The organism is Ekhidna sp., from assembly GCF_965227465.1.
Classification (GTDB): Bacteria; Bacteroidota; Bacteroidia; order Cytophagales; family Cyclobacteriaceae; genus Ekhidna.
Genome location: NZ_OZ245746.1, coordinates 627,135 through 647,117, shown reverse-complemented (window position 1 = coordinate 647,117; position 19,983 = coordinate 627,135). Strand labels below are relative to the sequence as shown.

Sequence of the window (19,983 nt, the reverse complement as noted above, 5' to 3'; positions counted from 1 at the left end):
ATTTTGATGAAAAAAATACTCGCAATACTATTGATTTTGTCCGCATGCGAATTTCGCATGGACGATAAGAAAGCAAGAGAGACACTAGAATCTGATGTAAACATTCAATTTGGTGACTTAATGGTCATAGGTCGTAATATGCATTACGCCTATGTGGATCAGAAGCAGGGGTTAATGCTTGTATTTGTCCATGGTTCGCCAGGCTCTTGGAATGCTTTCATTGATTTCTTCAAAGTCGATTCTTTACTTTCAAAATATGATATGCTGGCAGTAGATCGTCCTGGATTTGGGAGTTCAGGTTTTGGGGTTGCTGAACCTTCATTGAAAGTACAGGCATATCAAATCAATGAAGTTTTAAAACAATTTCCAGATAAGAAGAAAATACTGATTGGACATTCATTGGGAGGTCCCATCATCGCACGAATGGCGATGGACAATCCCAAAAGATATGAAGGACTTATTATGGTGGCACCATCAATAGATCCCGAAATGGAAGAAGATGAGTGGTACCGAAGTATAATAAATACTGAGGTTGGCGCATATATTACACCCAAAGAGTTTGAGGTGAGCAATGATGAAATTTTACCCTTAAAAGACGAATTAGCATATATGCTTCCTTTATGGTCAAAAATTGCCACCCCAACTATTGTGATTCAAGGCACTGATGATTCGTTGGTTCCAAAGGAAAATGCCGATTTTGCAAAGAAAATGCTCGCTGATTCAATTTTGGAGGTAGTTATGCTGGAGGGAGTCAATCACTTTATTCCCTGGTCACACCCCGAAGAGATAGCAAAGGCGATCCGCCTGTTGGCGGATCGTCAATGATCTATCTTCCATAGCTAGACGCTTAACGTCTGTTTCATAAAAGTTTCACACTTTTCCCTGCTGCCAATATATAGGATGCTGAAACCACGCTTCACCATCCAGTCACCTGTTTGGGATTTTGTTAATCGGATTTTATTGTCGTCTTTTTTTGCGAATAACCTAAAAAGATTCATGGTGAGATATTTTAAGTCAAAAATTGTATCATTCAAATATTAAACATAAATATAATAATTTTTTTTTTATTAAAATACAATTTTTTATATGAATCATTATATTTTATCGATTGATAGGAATAAAAAAGGGCCATACATAACTAAATGCATCGCCCCATTGGTGAGATATTCAGTAATTGAATTACATCGCGTGACTCATATACGTCTCGCACTTATCTTTTGAACCGATATATAAAACGGTTGCTCCCTTTCGCACGACCCATTCTCCACCTGACTCTTTTTTTAGTTTAAGCTGATTTTCGTTTGTAGACTTTCCGAGTAGTGTTTTTACAAATTTCATTGCGCTTTTATGATTTCGGTTGATTTATACTTTGTTGAGAACAAATTTAACTATTCTAAGTGAATAATTAAAATAATTAAATAACTTCTTTATAAAATGCAATTGTAAGATGTGCGATACTAATTTTATCGATGAAAACGTACGTTTTGTCCAATTCGGAATTAGTGGATAGTGTGCAGACCTACCATTTTATAAGAGCAGAAGCCCAGGTAAATCCACTACCAAAGGCAGCCAAACAAACAAGGTTTCCCGGTTTAATTTTTCCTTCCTGAAACGCTTCACTCATAGCGATGGGGATGGAGGCAGCAGTGGTATTTCCATATCTCATGATGTTGTTATAAACCTGATCATCAGAAAGGCCCATTTTCTTTTGCACAAACTGACTAATACGAAGGTTCGCTTGATGAGGAACCAATAAGTCAATATCCTCCGGCCTGCAACTATTGGTCGCTAAAGCTTCACCTATTACCTCCATGAAGCGAGTAACCGCATGCTTAAAGACAAAGTTTCCATTCATATATGGATAGTAAGTTGAATCTTCCGGGTCATTGTCTTTGATGATTTCAGGAACCCACCTTCCTGTACTTGGACCAATCAAGGCAAGCTCCTCTGCATGTTTTCCTTCTGAATGTAAATGTGTGGAAAGTATTCCTCGTGTTGTATCTTCTGAACGCTGAACAACTGCTGCACCTGCACCGTCTCCAAAAATGACTGTGACTCCTCTACCTCTGGTGGACCTCTCCAGACCTCCTGAGTGATTTTCTGAACCTATGACCAACACATTTTTATACATACCTGTTTTGACAAACTGGTCCGCAATAGATAAGCTATAAACAAAGCCACTGCATTGATTTCTTACATCTAAAGCGCCTATTTCTTTTATTCCAAGTTGCTCCTGTACCATGACTCCTGGTCCTGGGAAGTAGTAATCGGGGCTTAGTGTAGCGAAAATGATAAAATCAATGTCATCGGGAGTTAGCCCTGCATTTTTAATTGCTATTCGGGCGGCCTTTGTTCCCATTGTTGAAGGACTATCACCGGTCTTTGGGTCTATCCACCTGCGCTCCTTAATGCCTGTTCGTTCAACAATCCATTCGTCGTTCGTGTCCATTATTTTGGACAAATCTTCATTGGTCACAACATTATCGGGTACATAATGTCCAAGACCTGCAATAATAGAGGTATACATGCTGTTTTTATTTCAATATAAAAAAAAGGTCACTATAAGACCTCTTGATTTGAAAGAACTTGCACAAACGGAAAACAAGAAAACTATCCAGTATTTAACCTACTGATCTAATTCTTGCTCTTCTTTTCGTGTAACAGTGAAGTCTTTGATATAGGTCGTGTTAACACCTCCGGTAGCATGAATCTCGAAATCTTCCAAATGGAGTAATTCATTTGAACCATCTATTTTAATCTCTACTTCATAAACATCATCTGCATTAATCACCATTTCATAACTCCCGTCACTGCTAATGGCAGAGAAAAAATACATGTCTGTATATTCAACCGGGCGGAAGAAAATTCTTGCATTGGTAATTGGCTTTTCAGTTTCATCAAATATCCGACCCTTGATTTTGACGGTATGTATTTCCCAAAAAAAGAAAATATCATAATCACCTAACGTATGAAGTCTGTTGGATGTAAAATATCCCGACATCTGATCGTGATTAAGTTTGAAATGAATTTCATCATCCGGTGTATTTACCGGGAATCCAAGGTTTTCAGGTTCGGACCATGAAAATGTTGCTGAATCATACTCTGATTTAAAAATGTCATACCCGCCCATTGTTTCATGACCATCTGAAGCGAAATAGATTGTTTTTTCATCTGGACTTAAATAAGGACTATCCTCATTGTATTCGCTATTAATGGTGGTGGCAAACAATCCTGGTTTACTCCATTCTCCAGTAGATGGATCTTTGAATGACTCAAATAAATCTAGATTCGGATCCTTTTTTGTGCCAACATTCTTTGCGAAAATTATTCTATCCTCATGTTCATTGATAAAGAAATGAGAACTTAAATGAGTTGATGAAATTTTACTGTCAAATTCTCTCGGCACTGACCATCCGGTTTTGCTCTCTGTTGGTTCACTGTAAAATAAATCACCTCCCTTATCGGTTCTGAATTGAAATAGTCGTCCATCATCATCAACAACTTCAATATTTGCGTTATCTCTATTAAACACACCTACGTTATAAATAACCGTAGGATCGGTCCATGTTCTATCACCCTTGTGCTTCGAGTGATAAATCTGAAATTGGTCGGGTCTTGATTCATCTCTATTAGAAAGGAATAACAATTCTTCGTTTTCTGAGAAATACACAGGACTAAGCTCCGCGTACTTTGAATTAATCCCTTTTTCAAGCAGATGTATTTCATAGTATTTTGGGTTATCCATAAACCTTTTTGCATTAATACCCCAGTTTATCCATCTACGTGCTTCTTCTAAAATGATGTCACTTTTTTTAGCTGGGAGTTCTATAAACTTCCGAAGTGATTCTACAGCCTCCTCAAACTCATACTCCTTCATTTGAATTCTACCTTTCCAATAAAAATAGAATTTATCTCTATTTGCCATTACCTCTTCATAGTCATTGAAAGGCTCCATATTTTCATATTGAGTAATGGAAAGAAGCTTACAGATTTCAATTTTATACTTAATATCTTCATAAGCAGAATCGATTTCCTCAATCGCCTGATATTGGATAAGTGCCTCCGCGAAATCCTCCTCATAAAATGTTTCTTCAGCTTCTGCATACATCTTAAATATTTGTTGAGCCTGAAGATCGGAAAAAACAAATAACGTAAGAGAGATACAAAAAACGCGAAAAGCTCTTGTCATATTTCCAAATTATAATTCTTGTACAAGTTTAATTAAATAAGCCTAAATCACTATGAATAAATGAGTTAAACAATTTCAAAATTCTTAAATTAAGTACTCATTGAATAAATAACAACTAATGGGTAAGAAGGATTTTTTTATACACTAAATACGAAAATGCTAAATTCTGTAACCACTCTGCTTTTTCACAGCAATATTGATAAATTTTATAGCTGATATGCAACTCCTGAAATATTGTCAAGTCTTTACTATGAACTAACCTGAAAATTGGAAGCTAACACGATAAATATCCATGCCGACCTGATTACCAGGTGCAGAAATGAAGATCGCTCTGCTCAGTTTGAGATATATAAACTGTACAACAAAGCAATGTTTAATACTGCCTTGCGAATCATGGGGGATAAAGATGATGCCGAGGATGTTTTGCAGGAAGCATTTGTAAGTGCATTTCAAAAACTGGATAGTTATCGGGAGGATGCCTCATTTGGCGCCTGGTTAAAACGTATTGTAATTAATAAAGCGCTGAATCAGGTACAGCGAATAAAAAAAGACCTAATGCTGGCTGAGGATATAAAAGAAGATGTCAGCGAATATGAACCGGATAATGCTGAACCAAACTATACGGTGGATCAGATTAAAAGTGCAATAAATGAATTGCCAACCGGATTCAGAACGGTACTATCCCTTTATTTATTTGAAGGGTATGACCACAAGGAGATAAGTGAAATATTGGGAATTACTGAATCAACTTCAAAATCTCAGTATAAGCGAGCAAAAGACAAATTAAAAATGATTGTAAGACAGGAGGTAAACTATGGGTGATCAATTTGAAAAATTCATAATAGATAACAGAGAAGCATTTGATGATGCTACTCCTTCAGAAAACGCTTGGAATGCCATTGATCAAAAGCTAGGAAAAAAACGATCAATTTGGCCAAATATGTGGAAGGTAGCTGCGGTTCTTTTCATGGTTTCGACTGTATATCTGATGGTTGAAAAAGCAACCACTAATGATGAAGAACCTCTTTTAAGTGAAGAATTCACACAGGCTGAAGACTACTATGTTGGCCTGATTAGTCTTCGCCGAAAAGAAATAAAAGCTCAGCTCACACCAGAAGAACATGAACAATTTCTAGTAGAAATCGACCAATTGGATTCCATGTATGAGGAGTTAAAGAGAACCTACCAAACGAATGCTTCTAATGACCGGGTAATGGATGCAATGATTAGCAACCTGCAGCTAAGACTTGAAATCCTAAATAAACAACTGGACATTTTACAAAACATCAAAAACCAAAACAATGAAAACGACATATCCATTGAAATATAAATTAGTAACACTTTCTCTATTGCTGGTTTTCACTGCATTCGCAGGTGGTCAGGAAGAAAAGAAAAAATACGTAGAGAAAAACTACAAGGTAAGCGCTACTACCAAATTGAAAATAGAAAACAAATTTGGTAAGGTTGAATTCAATTCCTGGACCAAGAGTGAATTTGATATTAAAGTAGAAATTATCGGTAAAGGGCGCAATGATGATCGTGCTCAAAAAATTCTGGATGCTATTGAAATCGATATAACGGAAGGGAGCGCAGAAATCGTTTTTGAAACAGAAATTGATAATGTTAATAATAAGAAAGAAGAAGGCTTTGAGGTTAACTATACCGTCTATATGCCAGATAGTAATCCACTTGAAGTAAAAAATAGTTTTGGAGACGTAACCATGGGTAACAGAGGGAATGATCTGACTATTAACGTGTCCTATGGTTCAATGAGGGTTGGGGATGTTGCAGGGGAAACGGAGCTAAAACTCTCCTTTGGAAGCGGTAGCATTGGGCGAATAAAGGATGGTGAAGCAACGATCAAATATTCAGATTTTGAATTTGACGGTGCGGACCTTTTAGACCTTACTCAGGGATTCTCTGATGTTGAAATAGGAGAAGTAACTGATCTTGAGTTGGAAAGTAAATATGGAAGTATTGAAATTGAGAAAGCCGGCAAAATTGATGCTGATGCTCATTTCTCCGGATTTGATATTGAAGAGCTGACAGGAAGTTTAGAATTAAAATGCAGCTATCTGGGCGACTTTAAGATTGATAAACTCGCTAAGACTTTTACCTTGGTTGATATAGACGGGAAATTCGGTTCGTATGATATCAGCTTGGAAAGAGGTATGAATGCAAACATTGATGCCGAGTTCTCTTTTTCTGATTTAAAGTACGCTTCTGATGTAGATGCAACCTTTAATTATCGAGTGAAGGAATCCAATAACAGCACATATAGAGGAAAAATTGGTGCGGGTGATCCAAATAAAATTATCCGAATAGATTCCAGTTATGGAAATCTTAGATTAAAAATGGACTAACAAGCATGATTCCGTTAGAGCTGTGAATTTTAATTCACAGCTTTTTTTATCCCTCAATAAAATCTATTTCAGCTCGGAAAGGGAAACTCATTAAATAAACATGAGCCTCCTGAATGGTCATTTTATCATGAATGATCTTGTATAGGGTTTCCGTAATAGGACATCTCACCCGATATGATTCGGCTAACTGATTCACAATATTGATTGTTTTCACGCCCTCAGCAACCTCATCCATGGATTCAATGATCTCATCGAGTGTTTCTCCTTTAGCTAACCGGTACCCCACGGTATAGTTTCTACTAAGATTGGAGGTGCACGTCGCAATCAGATCTCCAACACCAGCTAGTCCAAGAAAAGCCTGAGCATTGCCTCCGAGTGCTTTTCCTATGTATACCATTTCAACCAGTCCCCTACTGATAAATAAAGACTTGGCGTTTTCTCCCAGGTCCATTCCTGCAATAGTTCCGGCTCCTACTGCTATAATGTTTTTTAGAACCCCGCACAGTTCAATGCCAATCAAATCTCTACTACCGTAGATCATAAATCGATCATTTTTCAAAAGTCGCTGACCAATTTTCACTACTTCGTCAAAGTGTGATGCCACCACTGATGCAGCAGGTTTTCGTTGATCCAACTCCCTGGCTAGATTTGGTCCAGCCAGGCATCCCACACGTAGCACTGAGGTTTCCTCTTTGATAACCTCAGAAATCGTTCTGACATGTTCTCGTGTTAATGGGTTATTACGATTGATTTTTTGTTTTTCAGGCACATAGAGATCAAACCCTTTAGTCCCGTGAATGAGCACATGATAAGGCCTCAGATGAGGAGCCAATTTGATGATCATATCCCTAAAATTGGCTGATGGGACCATCGGAAAAATGACCTCACATTGTTCTGGTACCTCTTCCAGCGTATTAGTTACCTCAATATTCTCATGCAGTATTTGTCCGGAGCTAACACGCTCCTTTGCAATCTTCTTGGTTTTCTCAGGATCGCGAATGTACAAAATAACTTTCGCCTCATTCTCTGCCAGGATGTTGGCAACAGCAGTACCAAAACTACCGGCTCCTATTACCCCAACAACTTCCTTAGATGTACTTTTCGAGTCCATATCCATTCATTCTGTTGTGATAGTAATAGAGCGTATTTGTATCCTGCACGATGATCTTATCTCCCCTTTTGATCAGTGGTCGTTGGTCATGATATAAGCCTACATTTTGTAATCCGTGTTCAATTGCTTCGGTGGCTGATTTTTTCATGTGATCGGCCATGTCAACCTGGCCTTTTTCATGAATGTTGTTGAGACGCGTTCGAAGCTTTTTAAAATTTTTCTTAAACTCCTCATAATCCAGCACCAAATCTTCGTCAGGTAAACGAAGCACATGATAGATATCTAGCTTTGGATTCTTTCTTTCAAGCATTTTGAATGCAGTAAATGCTACCAGGTGACTGGCAAATACCCGATTATATTTATGGAATTCTTCCACAATTCGTTTTGCAAGGACCCTCACGTACTCTTTCTCACGCTGTGCATCAAACGTAATTTTCTTCTCTCTCAGGAAATAATCTCTTACATTGATAGGGTTTCCATTCTTATCAAAACTATTCCCATCGTTATCTACATAGTTTCCCAGAATATCCATTCCTCTTCCAACATTCACCGATATATCGGATCCCTTGGTGAAAAATTTAAACATGAACGTACCCAGCTTATAGGAGGTAGAAAACTCATCCGCTTCTACGTAATACCTCTCTCTTCCAGTTCTTTTCAGATGATCACGAATAAGTGAGGGTGCTTCCAGCGTAAAGTGGTAGTTAATAACCACTGGAATAATGAATACTTTCTTAACCTCATCACCTTCTTTGGCATTTAAATAAAGTTCACGCTGAGCCTCAATTGAAGTCCCCAACAGACCCATTCTAAGGTTTGTCTCAATCTCACCCGATCTTGACCTGGTACCTCCTGGAAAAAATAAAGAATGGCAACCCCTCTTAATCGCATTTCTTGAATACGTTTTGAGTGTTTCGAGGTAAATCGGATTTTTCTTTCTTCGGTCTACTTTGTACGCTCCGAGGCTATTCATGAAGTACGCGAGGATTTTGATATTAAAGAGGTTTAATCCTGCTCCATAAATGAATGGCGGTAACCCCAAATATTGAATAGCCCATCCAATCAAAATCGAATCCAGGTTACTAAAATGAGTAGGGACCATCACAACCGTTCCTTTCTTTGCCAACGAGCGAATGTGCTCAGTTTCTCCAATCACGTGTATTTTATCATCGAGATCAAGTCGACGGCTGAATAGGGACAATAGACCTTTTACACGAGCTGCGTTTAATAGTCTTGCGAAACCAAAAGTCACAAAACTTTGGGCAAATTGATAAGCTGAATTTTTAAAGTTTCCTGCGATTTCCTGTGTGTATCGCTTGATAATTTCACTTAACAGCTCCTTCTCTAGTTCTTTGGCCTTGTCTTTCTCGTCTGGATTAATGTCAAGCAACCTGGCTTGAATGTTTTTCCAATACACCTTTTCATCAGGCGGGTCAACCCTCCAAGGGTTGGCTTTCATTCGTAATTTCTCCCGATGAATTGTCATTTCTATCTCCTCCCTCAACGATCCGTTCTTAGTGCCTACCAATTGATCGTAGGTTTCAGCTGTTACTTCATCAATGAACTCCTTGCGCTCCCTGGATAATTTTATAATCGGCCATTCGCTTTTATTTGGAATAATTTCTGAATACCTGACTTTCTTTCTCCGCATTTGCTTTTTTAGAAATTGGCGGAAAGATAGTTCTAACCCCAATAATTTAAATATTGAATGTCGAAAAGGTTAAAATTCAAACATTAAAGCACCTAATTGATTAAAAGGCAATGCATTTATAAGTGAGCTAATCTCTATCCTCTGTATTATTGCAATCGAAATGTCACTAAGCTTAAAAGACATACAAAAGCCTGTCACAAATGAGATGAACGAATTTGAAAAAAAATTCCGTTCATCCATGAAAAGCAAGGTGATGCTCCTTGATAAAATCACCGGGTACATCGTAAGGAGAAAAGGCAAGCAAATGCGTCCCTTATTTGTCTTTCTAAGTGCCGGTGCAACCGGAAATATTTCAGAAGCTACCTACCGAGGAGCATCTTTAATAGAGTTGCTACACACCGCCTCCCTGGTTCATGACGATGTAGTGGATGACTCCAACATGCGTCGAGGGTTTTTCTCCATCAACGCGCTCTGGAAAAATAAGATTGCCGTCCTAGTTGGTGACTTTTTATTAGCCAAAGGCATGCTCCTATCGATGGAAAATGATGACATTGATCTTCTTCGAATAACCACTGAACCAGTAAAGGAGATGAGTGAGGGTGAGTTACTTCAGATGGCAAAATCCAAGACACTAGATATCACCGAAGACGTATATTATCAGGTTATTCGCCAAAAGACCGCCAGTTTAATTAAATCATGCTGTAAGGTTGGAGCTTCCTCCGCAGGAGCTGATGACGAAACAATTGAAAAAATGGGTGAATTTGGCCTTGCGGTGGGCATGGCCTTTCAAATCAAGGATGACTTGTTTGATTATGGGACTTTTGAAATTGGGAAACCACGGGGAATAGATATCAAGGAGAAGAAAATAACACTTCCTTTAATCCATGCGCTGAGTAATGCCTCTAAACTAGAGCGCAGACGCATAAAAAAATTAATAAAAAGGGCTGATAAAAAGCCAAAACTGGTTCATGATGTAATAGACTTTGTGCAAGCATCAGGCGGAATTGAATATGCGATTTCCGTAATGGAAGATTATCATCAAAAGGCGAAAGACCTATTGAATACGCTTCCCGAGTCTAATTACAGATCATCACTTGAGGATTTAGTCCAATTCACTATAGAGCGAACTAAGTAGCTTTATCTGTAAATCACACTTCGTATTCCCTCTATAATCAGTATAACTAAAACGAGTATCATAACCGCAGCTGCAGCACCGGCCACTTCTGGATAGGAAGTTTGTTTCTCTGTTATACCGTAAGCGGCCCATGCGACGACAGCTCCAAATATTGGATCCCTGTAGCGAATGATCATCACTGTTGCAATAGCTCCTGCCAGAGCTAGTTCTACAAAGACCCAAACGGTATTCGTAAGCAACCAGTCATCCATGCCTATTACCACCTGCTCAATACTGATATTAGCAAGAGTGGCCACCGTAATCCAGCCTAAATACAAACTGAACGGAGTTTTTATAAATAACCGATCCCGAAATCCCTGAACCTTACCCGGTAAAATATGCCTGTAAATTCCGATAAGCGAACTCAAAATCACAATCATTAAAACCAAAGCCAGTGTGATCAATTCGTAATGCCAGGCAAATATCCAAAGCGTGTTAGCGGCACAGTTGACCACAAAATGTCGATTGATCCGATCGAAGATTTTTCGATCGGCATTTCTTGAAAGAAACTGATAGACCACATAAGCAATTAGGAACAAGTATATAACTCCCCATATCGAAAAGGTGAAGCCTGCTGGAGTAAATAAAGTCGGATACGCATCCGATACATCTCCTGTCGTTCGTCCTCCAATTGGTAAGTAGTTTGCCAGGAAATTAACTAGTAGAACTACACCTAAAGAGAAAATCGGAATTACTCGTGACATAAAATCTTTTCGTTTCAACCGTAAGCTAATGAGATTGTTCAATCCATAAATTGCCTAACCCTTCTTATGTTTGCGGTCTCTAACGAATAACCGCATGAAGACCATCCACGATTACGATTTTAAAGGAAAGAAAGCTTTGATCAGAGTAGACTTTAATGTGCCTCTCAATGAGCACATGGAAGTGACTGATGAGACACGAATTAATGCCGCAATCCCCACGCTAAAAAAAATTCTTTCGGACGGAGGTTCATGCATCATTATGTCTCACCTGGGACGTCCAAAAAATGGTCCGGAGGATAAATTCTCACTCCGTCATATTGTGAAAAATCTGAGTGACAAACTTGGTGTGGATGTCAAGTTTGGCGATGACTGCATTGGTGAATCTGCCAGGGAGCTCTCCGACAAGCTTAAGGAGGGCGAAGTACTCTTGCTTGACAATGTTCGCTTCTATAAAGAGGAAACTGCCGGTGATGAAGCCTTTGCAAAAGCACTGGCTTCTCATGGAGATATTTACGTAAACGATGCTTTTGGAACAGCTCATAGAGCACACGCTTCTACAACTGTAGTTGCTAAGTTTTTTGATGAGAAATGCTGCGGTAATGTGATGCATGCTGAACTTGAAAACGCGCAAAAAGTTCTTGAAAAAGCAGAACGTCCATTTACAGCTATAATGGGTGGTGCCAAGATCTCAGACAAAATAATGATTATAGAGCAGCTACTGGATAAAGTAGATCACTTGATTATTGGCGGAGGTATGAGCTACACCTTTTTCAAAGCAATGGGAGGTCAAATAGGGAATTCGCTTGTTGAGGAAGATAAACTATCACTCGCCAAAGAACTCATCTCAAAAGCAAAAGAAAAGGGGGTAGACCTTCAATTACCGAAAGATTCAATCATCGCTGATGATTTCAACAACAATGCGAACAAGCAAACCGCAGACAACTATGCTATCCCTGATGGATGGATGGGGCTTGATGTAGGACCAGAATCTCGAAAAGTATTCTCAGACATCATTGAAAAATCAAAAACCGTTTTATGGAACGGGCCAATGGGGGTGTTCGAAATGAGCAACTTTGCTGAAGGAACCAACACGATTGCTCAGGCAGTAGTTAAAGCAACTGAGCACGGAGGATTTTCTCTTATCGGAGGTGGTGATTCTGCCGCGGCAGTCAATAACCTTGGCTATGGTGACAAGGTATCATACGTCTCAACTGGTGGTGGGGCATTGCTGGAGTACATGGAAGGAAAGGTATTGCCTGGAGTAGCGGCGCTGGAAGATTGAGATTCAGCAAAGTAAATGAGTGTCCTAGAAGGGCTAGAGCAAACTAAACTTCCCCTCGCTCTCAATGACTTTCTTATCCTCAATTAGGATTCTTAAGGCTTCCATTATCTGATCTTGGGTGAAACCGGACATTAATGCCCGTAGTTCGGTTATGTTTCGTGGGGCATCCAGAGTCTCTTCGACTTTCTCAACTGGTATTTCACTTGCTTTTAAGCGTTTCTTAGTCTCCAGATCATTGTCACAAATTCCGCAGGTAAGAGATGTTTCTTCATCAAAATACCGTTGGAAAATCTGCGTACGACATTCGGTGGAGTTCATGTAGTCAATAACTGCCTGGGCTTTCTCACGGGCAAGTGTTCTTCGCCATTCAATTTGCTTGCTATCAATCGGAAGCTTTTCAGGATCTAGTCGTGGAGTCAAAAATGTGATAGTTGCTGAATCCATAGCCGATTGATAATCTATCACTTCACTATCATTCAGAAATTTTAGCCATTTACGTACTTGTACCTTATCTGACTTTAACAAGGACCCAATATCCTTTTCTTTGATCTTTGCATATCCGGCAAACACCTCCCCCCCATACAGTCTTAGCAAAGTCTTTATAACTGGGTCCAGCTTAGGGTTCGCAATTTGAAACTTATACGTCTCCCCCTTATCTAAGAGAAACGTAATCTTTGACTGCTCATAAAAGCCATCGGTCATTTGAATGAGGCCTTCATCTCCTAATTTCTTTAAAGCAGCATAAGTTTCAACTACAGGAAGATTGTAGGTATTAATAAACTGCTCGTAATTAAATGGAAAGCTGGTATATGCATGACTTCCAATTGCCATTTTATAGAAATTGGCCAGTGCCTGATAGGTGCGTTTTATTTCCGCTAAGGAAACGATCGTTCGATCCGTTCGATCTTTTAGCTCATCAATGTCCTGAACATGGAATAGGGCAACTGCATACGCCTTTTTGCCATCACGCCCTGCTCTGCCAGCCTCCTGATAGTACGCTTCAAGTGAATCAGGTAGATCCATATGGATGACCGTCCGAACATCTGATTTATCAATTCCCATTCCGAAGGCATTAGTAGCAACAATCACCCTAACCTGATTATTTATCCATGCGCTCTGCTTCTCCGAGCGTTGTTGTCCAAGGAGTCCGGCATGGTAATAATCTGCTGAAATCTGCTGCCTATTTAGCATGTCGGCAATCTCCTTAGTTCGCTTTCTGCTTCTTACATACACCACAGATGTCCCGGGTACATTTGTAAGGATTTCCAGCATCTTTCCTTCCTTATTCTCCAGCTTGAAAGCTGAATACGAAAGATTAGCCCGAGCGAAGCTTTTTTGAAAGACTTTAGCGTCTTTCATCTCCAGCTTTTCAATGATATCGGCCTTTACTTCTTTGGTAGCTGTGGCGGTCAGGGCAATGAGTCTGCCTATTCCGAGCTCATTTTTAAAGGCTGCTATCTCCAGGTATGGAGGTCTGAAATCGTACCCCCATTGAGAAATACAATGCGCTTCATCGATCGCAAGCAAACATATGTTCATTTGCCGCGCACGCTCAATGAATATTTCTGTCTTCAGTCTTTCCGGGGAGACATATAAAAACTTAAAATTTCCATAGATGCAATTGTCCAGCGTGATGTCTATCTCCCTCCTACTCATTCCTGAATAGATAGCAGCAGCTTTTATGCCTTTATTTTGGAGTTGCTCTACCTGATCTTTCATCAACGAAATAAGAGGTGAAACAACAATGCAAATACCCTCCATAGCCAGCGTAGGAACCTGAAAACAAACTGATTTACCTCCTCCTGTAGGTAGCAAGGCCAGTGTATCATTGTCATCTAAAATAGATTGAATGATCTCCTCTTGCTTTGAGCGAAATGTGGTGTAACCCCAGTATTTTAAAAGGATCTCCGATGGATTCATTGGACGAAGTTATCGGGCTTTTTGATAGCTTCAAACATTATCGGCAACTGATGCGATGATACCTCCAGGCAGCCCAGCAACCAACTACAGAAAAGGCTGCCAACACTAAAAAAACGTATTGATGTCCTGACTGTCCAGGATAAGCGTCAAGGATGGTGCCAACCATTACTCCGGCAAATACATCCGGTGTAAAGCCGATGAATGAAGCTAGACCTACTGCAGTGCCGGTAAGGTGTAATGGAATCTTACCTTTTTCCAGCACAGCAAAATAAAGTGCTCGCGCAGCGTACACTCCACCTGCCAGAGTGAAAATTGAAACCAGGAAAAGAGGGAGAAAAGCATGCCCCAATCCACTTGCAAACCACAACGAACCCATAACTGTAATGACAAAACTGATAATCAACCATCGGGTGATGTTATATCGATCAGCAATAAAACCAACTGCTACGCCGGCGATGGGTCTTATAAACAAAAGAAAGGTTCCAATTTGTGCGGATGCGATTTCTTCATAACTCAAAACATCTCTGGCGTATAAAGAAATAATATCTGTCGTTTTGTAACCTACATAGGCTGTCAAGATGATCACCATCAAAAGCCATACAACTGGCAGTTTCGCAACCTCCTTCACCAGCTTGAAAGAAATCTGATCAACTTTTTGATCATCCTCACTCGCAGTTTTTAGATAGAACCAAACCAGAACACCAATGATGATAATAAGCAAGCAAGATCCATATATAGCCATTTTAAATGCTGCTCTGGTTTCTTCCAGCAACGCATCTACATTGCCCGCTAAAGAGTTTGCGAAAAGAGCTACAGTAAATACTCCAAATAGCGCTCCAACAAGTCCTCTTCCTCCGTCTAAAATCCCAAAAGTCTTCCCTTGATCTTTTGCTCCTCCCCATATACGAGCAGCTTTAATCATCGGAGACCAGAAGAGAAAAATGGTGCTAAATCCCCAAAAACCATACAATACCTGTAGGACATAAAACCCTGGGAAACTGGCATAAACTATACCTCCTAAAGCTGTAAACCATAAAGAACATGCAATTAGTTTGCGCGGCTCAAAGCGATCCGCTATCGGACCCCCGAAGAGATAAGAAACCATGGCCACTAATCCATATGCAGTAAAACAAAGTCCAAGTTCGGTGTTGTTGATTTGAAAAACATCAAGGACAGTAGCACGGAATACTCGCTGGAGTACAAATGGAAGAATAAAAACTGCCTCCCCGGCCAGAATGAGAAGCATGATGTAAATCCAATTGGTTTTTGACTTTTGCACAATGAAATTTATCGAAATTCTTTAAAGGTGACCGCTCATCACTTGTGATTTCCTAAAGAGTGTTAAAAATTAAAATGTAATCCTAAAGAGAATTAGTTTTAATAGTACAACAATACCTAAAACTATGTTTTCCAAATCGTTACGTTTTATTGGAGCACTATTTTGCGTGCTTTTGCTTTCATTGACAACTGTCAAGAGTCAGGGCTTTGAGGGTTATTACCAAAATCCGGATGTCCATAATAATCAAATAATATTTTGTGCTGAAGGAGATCTTTGGTCTGTCCCCCTTTCAGGAGGCCTGGCACAACGGCTGACAACTCACCCCGAAGAAGAACTATTACCAATCATCTCTCCAGATGGAAGCACCATCCTTTTTTCGGCGAGTTATGAGGGCCCTACTGAAATTTATACCATGCCAATCAATGGTGGAATAACTACGCGCTGGACGTATGAAAGCGAGCCGTCTACAGCCACGGCCTGGACGCCAGATGGTAAGATCGTTTATGCCACCTGGGCCTACAATAAAAAACCGGATGATCGATTGGTCACAATTAATACAGAAACAAAAGTGAAAACGGTCATTCCTCTTGATCAGGCAAGTGAAGCTTCGTTTAGTTCTGACGGACAAACGGTGTACTTCGTAAGACCTGCTGATCATAACAATGTGACTAAACGATATAAAGGGGGCACTGCTCGTCAAATCTGGAAATTCACCTTTGGCTCAGATGAAGCCATCAAACTCACCCCTGACTATGATGGAGAAAGTCACCACCCAATGTGGCATAATGGTAGAATTTATTTTCTATCTGACAGAGATGGAATTATGAATGTTTGGTCCATGGATGAAAATGGAGCTGATAAAAAGCAACATACTACTCATGCTGATTTTGATGTTCGCTCTGCGAATGTTTCCAATGGTGTTATTGTGTATCAATTAGGCGCTGATCTTTGGAAGTATACCATCGCATCAAGCGCCTCAGAAAAAATAACAATAACACTTGCTTCTGACCTGGATCAGCTGAGAGAAAAATGGGAAGACAACCCCTCACAATACATCACTTCGGTGAATCCCAATAAGGATGGATCCAAAATTGCGATTACGGCAAGAGGTCGTGTTTTCGTTGTACCTACAAAAGCAGGAAGAACCGTCTCCTTTACTGAAAAAGATGGAGTTAGGTATCGCGATGCAACGTTCTCATCGGATGGTAATTCCGTAATCGCTCTATCCGACGAAACCGGAGAGTTTGAATTTGTAAAAATGCCTGCTGATGGGTTAGGAAAAGAAACTGCCATCACCAATGACGGTAACTTACTGAGATATGGTGGAGCCCCATCACCAGATGATAAATGGATTGCTTATGATGATTTGGAAAGCAACATGTACGTACTCAATGCATCTACTGGAGTAAGTGCTAAAATCTCAACGAATCAGGAAGGTATCTGGGATTTCTCCTGGTCACCTGACAGCCAATGGCTGGCTTATGTGCAGGCTGCAAAAAACAGTATGGCACAAATTTGGGTATACAATGTAAATACCAAGCAGCAATTTGCCCTTACTACAGATCGGGCCAATAGCTTTAACCCCAGATGGAGCCCGGATGGCAAGTTTATTTATTTCATCTCTGATCGAAATTTTACCACACTTGTAGGTAGTCCGTGGGGAACAAGACAACCTGAACCTTATTTTGATGTAAGCGAAAAAATCTATCACATTCCACTTCAGAAAGGTAATCGATCACCATTTAGGCCGGCAGATGAGCTTTATTCAGGTGATGATGAGAAGAAAGACGATGGGGAGAAAAAGAAAAAAGGTGAGGAAGAAGATACAGGTGTCAATGTTGCAATCGATCAGGATGGTATCCAGGAACGCCTTCTGGAAGTACCAGTCAAGCCAGGCAACTATTTTGGATTAGAAGTAAATGATAAGGCCCTGTATGTGACATCACAAGAAACAGGTGTTGGAGCAAAAAGTCATCTCGCGGTAGTCAAAATCACCAACGAAGATCCTGAAGTGAAAACCATGGTCAGTGACGTTAATCAATTTGACATGACTGCAGACGGTAAGAAGTTAATGGTTTCAAAACAGCGAAATTTCTATGTTGTAGATGCAGGAACTGGGCCAGTCAGTGACTTGAGTGATGGAAAAGTGGATTTGAGTGGCTGGAAATTTCCAATTGACCCACGAAAAGAATGGAAGCAGTTGTTTACGGATGCCTGGAGAATGGAAAGAGACTACTTCTATGATAAAAACATGCACGGTGTTGATTGGGATGCGATGCATGCCAAATATTTACCATTGGTTGATCGGGTAACCACTCGAAATGAGCTTTCGGATCTGATCGGACGATTTGTTGGTGAATTGGCAGCTCTTCACACAAGCGTGCGAGGTGGTGATACGAGAAGTGATGAAAAGAACATACCTGTTGCCAATCTGGGTGGGGTATTTACCCGGGATGAAGCTGCTGGAGGATTCCGCATCGATTACATCTACAAGGTAGATCCCGATTATCCGGACGAGAAATCACCATTAGATGATCCGTATCTTGATGTAAAAGAAGGCGATATCATTACAAGTGTTAATGGTAAAGCCTCGCTCTCCTCGAATGATATAGGTGATCTGATTCGAAATCAGGTGGGTAAGCAGGTCAGATTGGCGATCAAACGTGGTTCAAGTGTTCGGGACATCATCGTAAAACCAATTGGTAGTGCCTTTAACCTCAGGTATCGTGATTGGGAATACAGCAATCGTAAATACGTAGATCAGCAATCTGATGAGACCATTGGATACCTACACCTCCGAGCGATGGGTAGCCGAGATATCAATCAGTTTTATCGAGAATTCTATCCGGTATTTAATCGTCAGGGATTGATCGTTGACGTGCGATACAACTGGGGTGGAAACATTGATAGTTTCATTTTAGAAAAGCTATTGCGAAAAGCCTGGATGTACTGGCAGGCACGCTCAGGGGAACCATACTGGAATATGCCGTACGCTTTCAGAGGACATATTGCTGTGTTGGTAAATGAAAACACCTATTCTGATGGTGAGGCCTTCGCTGATGGCTTTACCGAATTAGGGCTGGGTACCACTATAGGAACGAGAACCTGGGGTGGTGAAATATGGCTGCATAGCGGCAATCGACTCAGTGATGGTGGTCTTGCACGTGCTCCTATGTTTGGTGTGTATGCGGACGGTGAGTGGCGCATTGAAGGAAGAGGATTTGAACCTGATATCGAGATTGACAACCTGCCTCATGCCACTTTTAATGGAAAGGATGCCCAGTTGGATAAAGCAATCGAACACTTGAAACAAAAGATTCAAGAAGATCCACGACCAGTTCCACCGCCTCCTCCATACCCGGACAAGTCGTTTAAAAACAACAAGAAAAATTAATATGAAGAAGCTGTCTCAAAAGTGTGCCGTCATTGCGAACAAAGTGAAGCAATCTCTTTAAAAGCATCGTAAATGATGCTAAGATCGCCGACAGGCGGCCCTGTTCGTTTCCTCGCGATGACGAGCTTTGATGCTTTTGAGACACCCTCTTCTCTGATCAAGCTATTCGGGATTTGAAATCCTGAACTAATGGTTTCCGAATTTCAAATTCGGAAGAGCAAACGATAAATATGAAGCCTCACAACGATGTGAGGCTTTTTTATTGTTAATAATTATTAAATTATTGTTTTTCAATAATTATTTATATAATTGCAAAAATTAATTAGCAATTATGAATAATAATATCTTAAAAGTCGCAGCGCTCGCCGCACGGTTTATCCTAGGATTGGATATCCTTTTAGGTGCATTGCTCGTGTTTTTCATGATCGCCTGGCCGTTGGAACTTTCGTTTCTTGAGAAAATTCATATCGTGCAAGACTCATCCATTTTTAAATTTGAGACTAGCCCCTCATTTGAGACAATCCCCGGGGGAGGCGTTCCGCTAAGCCCGCCATTAAGTGAATTTGGAACATTCTACTTTTACTTCACTTGCGTTAGAAGCTTGACTATGGTCGCGATTCTTTTTAAGATTATCCAATTGTCAATACGCATCATCAAATCCATTTCGAGTTTAGAGACATTTCGATTTGAAAATGTCTTTTCATTCCGAAAAATGGGACAACTATTTCTTATATGGTTTGCTGTAGCAATTCCCTCAATAAAACCTTTAACTGAATTCGGTGAAACCTTCGGTGTAACCATGACTACTGCGCTAAACTTTAAGTATGCACTATTCGCCCTGGTATGTTTTGTCTTAGCGGAAATCTTTAAAGAGGGCAACAAATTGATGGAAGAGAATAAATTAACCATCTGAGCC

Annotated in this window: 16 protein-coding genes; 8 read left to right on the top strand and 8 right to left on the bottom strand. The window is 40.1% G+C overall.

Annotation, left to right across the window (positions count from 1 at the left end; genetic code table 11):
* The first annotated feature begins 6 nt into the window (after positions 1-6).
* On the top strand, positions 7-825 hold the full coding sequence (locus ACO05G_RS02995; protein ID WP_421764627.1) for an alpha/beta fold hydrolase: 819 nt from the start codon (positions 7-9) through the stop codon (positions 823-825).
* A 354-nt stretch (positions 826-1,179) separates the two neighbouring features.
* Here ACO05G_RS02995 and ACO05G_RS02990 read toward each other — a convergent pair whose 3' ends face one another.
* The 3 genes from ACO05G_RS02990 to ACO05G_RS02980 form a co-directional block, all read right to left on the bottom strand.
* On the bottom strand, positions 1,180-1,338 hold the full coding sequence (locus ACO05G_RS02990; RefSeq protein ID WP_421764626.1) for a hypothetical protein: 159 nt from the start codon (positions 1,336-1,338) through the stop codon (positions 1,180-1,182).
* A 181-nt stretch (positions 1,339-1,519) separates the two neighbouring features.
* Entirely contained in the window at positions 1,520-2,527 is a 1,008-nt protein-coding gene (locus tag ACO05G_RS02985) for a 3-oxoacyl-ACP synthase III family protein (protein ID WP_421764625.1), read from the bottom strand.
* Positions 2,528-2,626: 99 nt separating this feature from the next.
* Positions 2,627-4,189: a hypothetical protein gene (locus tag ACO05G_RS02980; RefSeq protein WP_421764624.1), complete on the bottom strand. Its 1,563-nt coding sequence runs from the start codon at positions 4,187-4,189 to the stop codon at positions 2,627-2,629.
* Between the two features lie 267 nt (positions 4,190-4,456).
* On the opposite strand from ACO05G_RS02980, the gene ACO05G_RS02975 reads away from it, so the two are divergent.
* The 3 genes from ACO05G_RS02975 to ACO05G_RS02965 are packed head-to-tail and all read left to right on the top strand — an operon-like array spanning position 4,457 to position 6,552.
* A complete protein-coding gene (locus tag ACO05G_RS02975; protein ID WP_421764623.1) occupies positions 4,457-5,011 on the top strand; it encodes an RNA polymerase sigma factor in 555 nt (184 codons plus the stop codon).
* Entirely contained in the window at positions 5,004-5,519 is a 516-nt protein-coding gene (locus ACO05G_RS02970) for a hypothetical protein (protein ID WP_421764622.1), read from the top strand. The genes ACO05G_RS02975 and ACO05G_RS02970 overlap by 8 nt, the downstream gene beginning before the upstream one ends.
* On the top strand, positions 5,491-6,552 hold the full coding sequence (locus ACO05G_RS02965; protein ID WP_421764621.1) for a hypothetical protein: 1,062 nt from the start codon (positions 5,491-5,493) through the stop codon (positions 6,550-6,552). Before ACO05G_RS02970 ends, ACO05G_RS02965 begins: the two co-directional genes overlap by 29 nt.
* 46 nt (positions 6,553-6,598) lie before the next feature.
* Here the strand turns inward: ACO05G_RS02965 and ACO05G_RS02960 are convergent, their stop codons facing one another.
* Both ACO05G_RS02960 and ACO05G_RS02955 read right to left on the bottom strand, forming a co-directional pair.
* Positions 6,599-7,663: an NAD(P)H-dependent glycerol-3-phosphate dehydrogenase gene (locus ACO05G_RS02960; RefSeq protein WP_421764620.1), complete on the bottom strand. Its 1,065-nt coding sequence runs from the start codon at positions 7,661-7,663 to the stop codon at positions 6,599-6,601.
* Entirely contained in the window at positions 7,641-9,314 is a 1,674-nt protein-coding gene (locus ACO05G_RS02955) for a 1-acyl-sn-glycerol-3-phosphate acyltransferase (protein ID WP_421764619.1), read from the bottom strand. Before ACO05G_RS02955 ends, ACO05G_RS02960 begins: the two co-directional genes overlap by 23 nt.
* A gap of 160 nt (positions 9,315-9,474) precedes the next feature.
* On the opposite strand from ACO05G_RS02955, the gene ACO05G_RS02950 reads away from it, so the two are divergent.
* Positions 9,475-10,449 (top strand): polyprenyl synthetase family protein, encoded by a 975-nt coding sequence (locus tag ACO05G_RS02950; protein ID WP_421764618.1) that lies wholly within the window; start codon positions 9,475-9,477, stop codon positions 10,447-10,449.
* A gap of 2 nt (positions 10,450-10,451) precedes the next feature.
* Here ACO05G_RS02950 and ACO05G_RS02945 read toward each other — a convergent pair whose 3' ends face one another.
* On the bottom strand, positions 10,452-11,192 hold the full coding sequence (locus tag ACO05G_RS02945; RefSeq protein WP_421764617.1) for a TspO/MBR family protein: 741 nt from the start codon (positions 11,190-11,192) through the stop codon (positions 10,452-10,454).
* A 94-nt stretch (positions 11,193-11,286) separates the two neighbouring features.
* Here ACO05G_RS02945 and ACO05G_RS02940 point away from each other — a divergent pair, with 94 nt between their 5' ends.
* Positions 11,287-12,474 (top strand): phosphoglycerate kinase, encoded by a 1,188-nt coding sequence (locus tag ACO05G_RS02940; RefSeq protein WP_421764616.1) that lies wholly within the window; start codon positions 11,287-11,289, stop codon positions 12,472-12,474.
* A gap of 33 nt (positions 12,475-12,507) precedes the next feature.
* Here ACO05G_RS02940 and ACO05G_RS02935 read toward each other — a convergent pair whose 3' ends face one another.
* Together ACO05G_RS02935 and ACO05G_RS02930 are read right to left on the bottom strand one after the other, a co-directional pair.
* Complete coding sequence (locus tag ACO05G_RS02935; RefSeq protein WP_421764615.1) at positions 12,508-14,394, bottom strand: RecQ family ATP-dependent DNA helicase; 1,887 nt, start codon at positions 14,392-14,394, stop codon at positions 12,508-12,510.
* Between the two features lie 37 nt (positions 14,395-14,431).
* A complete protein-coding gene (locus ACO05G_RS02930; RefSeq protein WP_421764614.1) occupies positions 14,432-15,673 on the bottom strand; it encodes an MFS transporter in 1,242 nt (413 codons plus the stop codon).
* Between the two features lie 124 nt (positions 15,674-15,797).
* On the opposite strand from ACO05G_RS02930, the gene ACO05G_RS02925 reads away from it, so the two are divergent.
* Together ACO05G_RS02925 and ACO05G_RS02920 are read left to right on the top strand one after the other, a co-directional pair.
* Positions 15,798-19,067 (top strand): S41 family peptidase, encoded by a 3,270-nt coding sequence (locus ACO05G_RS02925; protein ID WP_421764613.1) that lies wholly within the window; start codon positions 15,798-15,800, stop codon positions 19,065-19,067.
* Positions 19,068-19,398: 331 nt separating this feature from the next.
* Positions 19,399-19,980 (top strand): DUF2975 domain-containing protein, encoded by a 582-nt coding sequence (locus tag ACO05G_RS02920; protein WP_421764612.1) that lies wholly within the window; start codon positions 19,399-19,401, stop codon positions 19,978-19,980.
* The last annotated feature ends 3 nt before the right edge of the window (positions 19,981-19,983 follow it).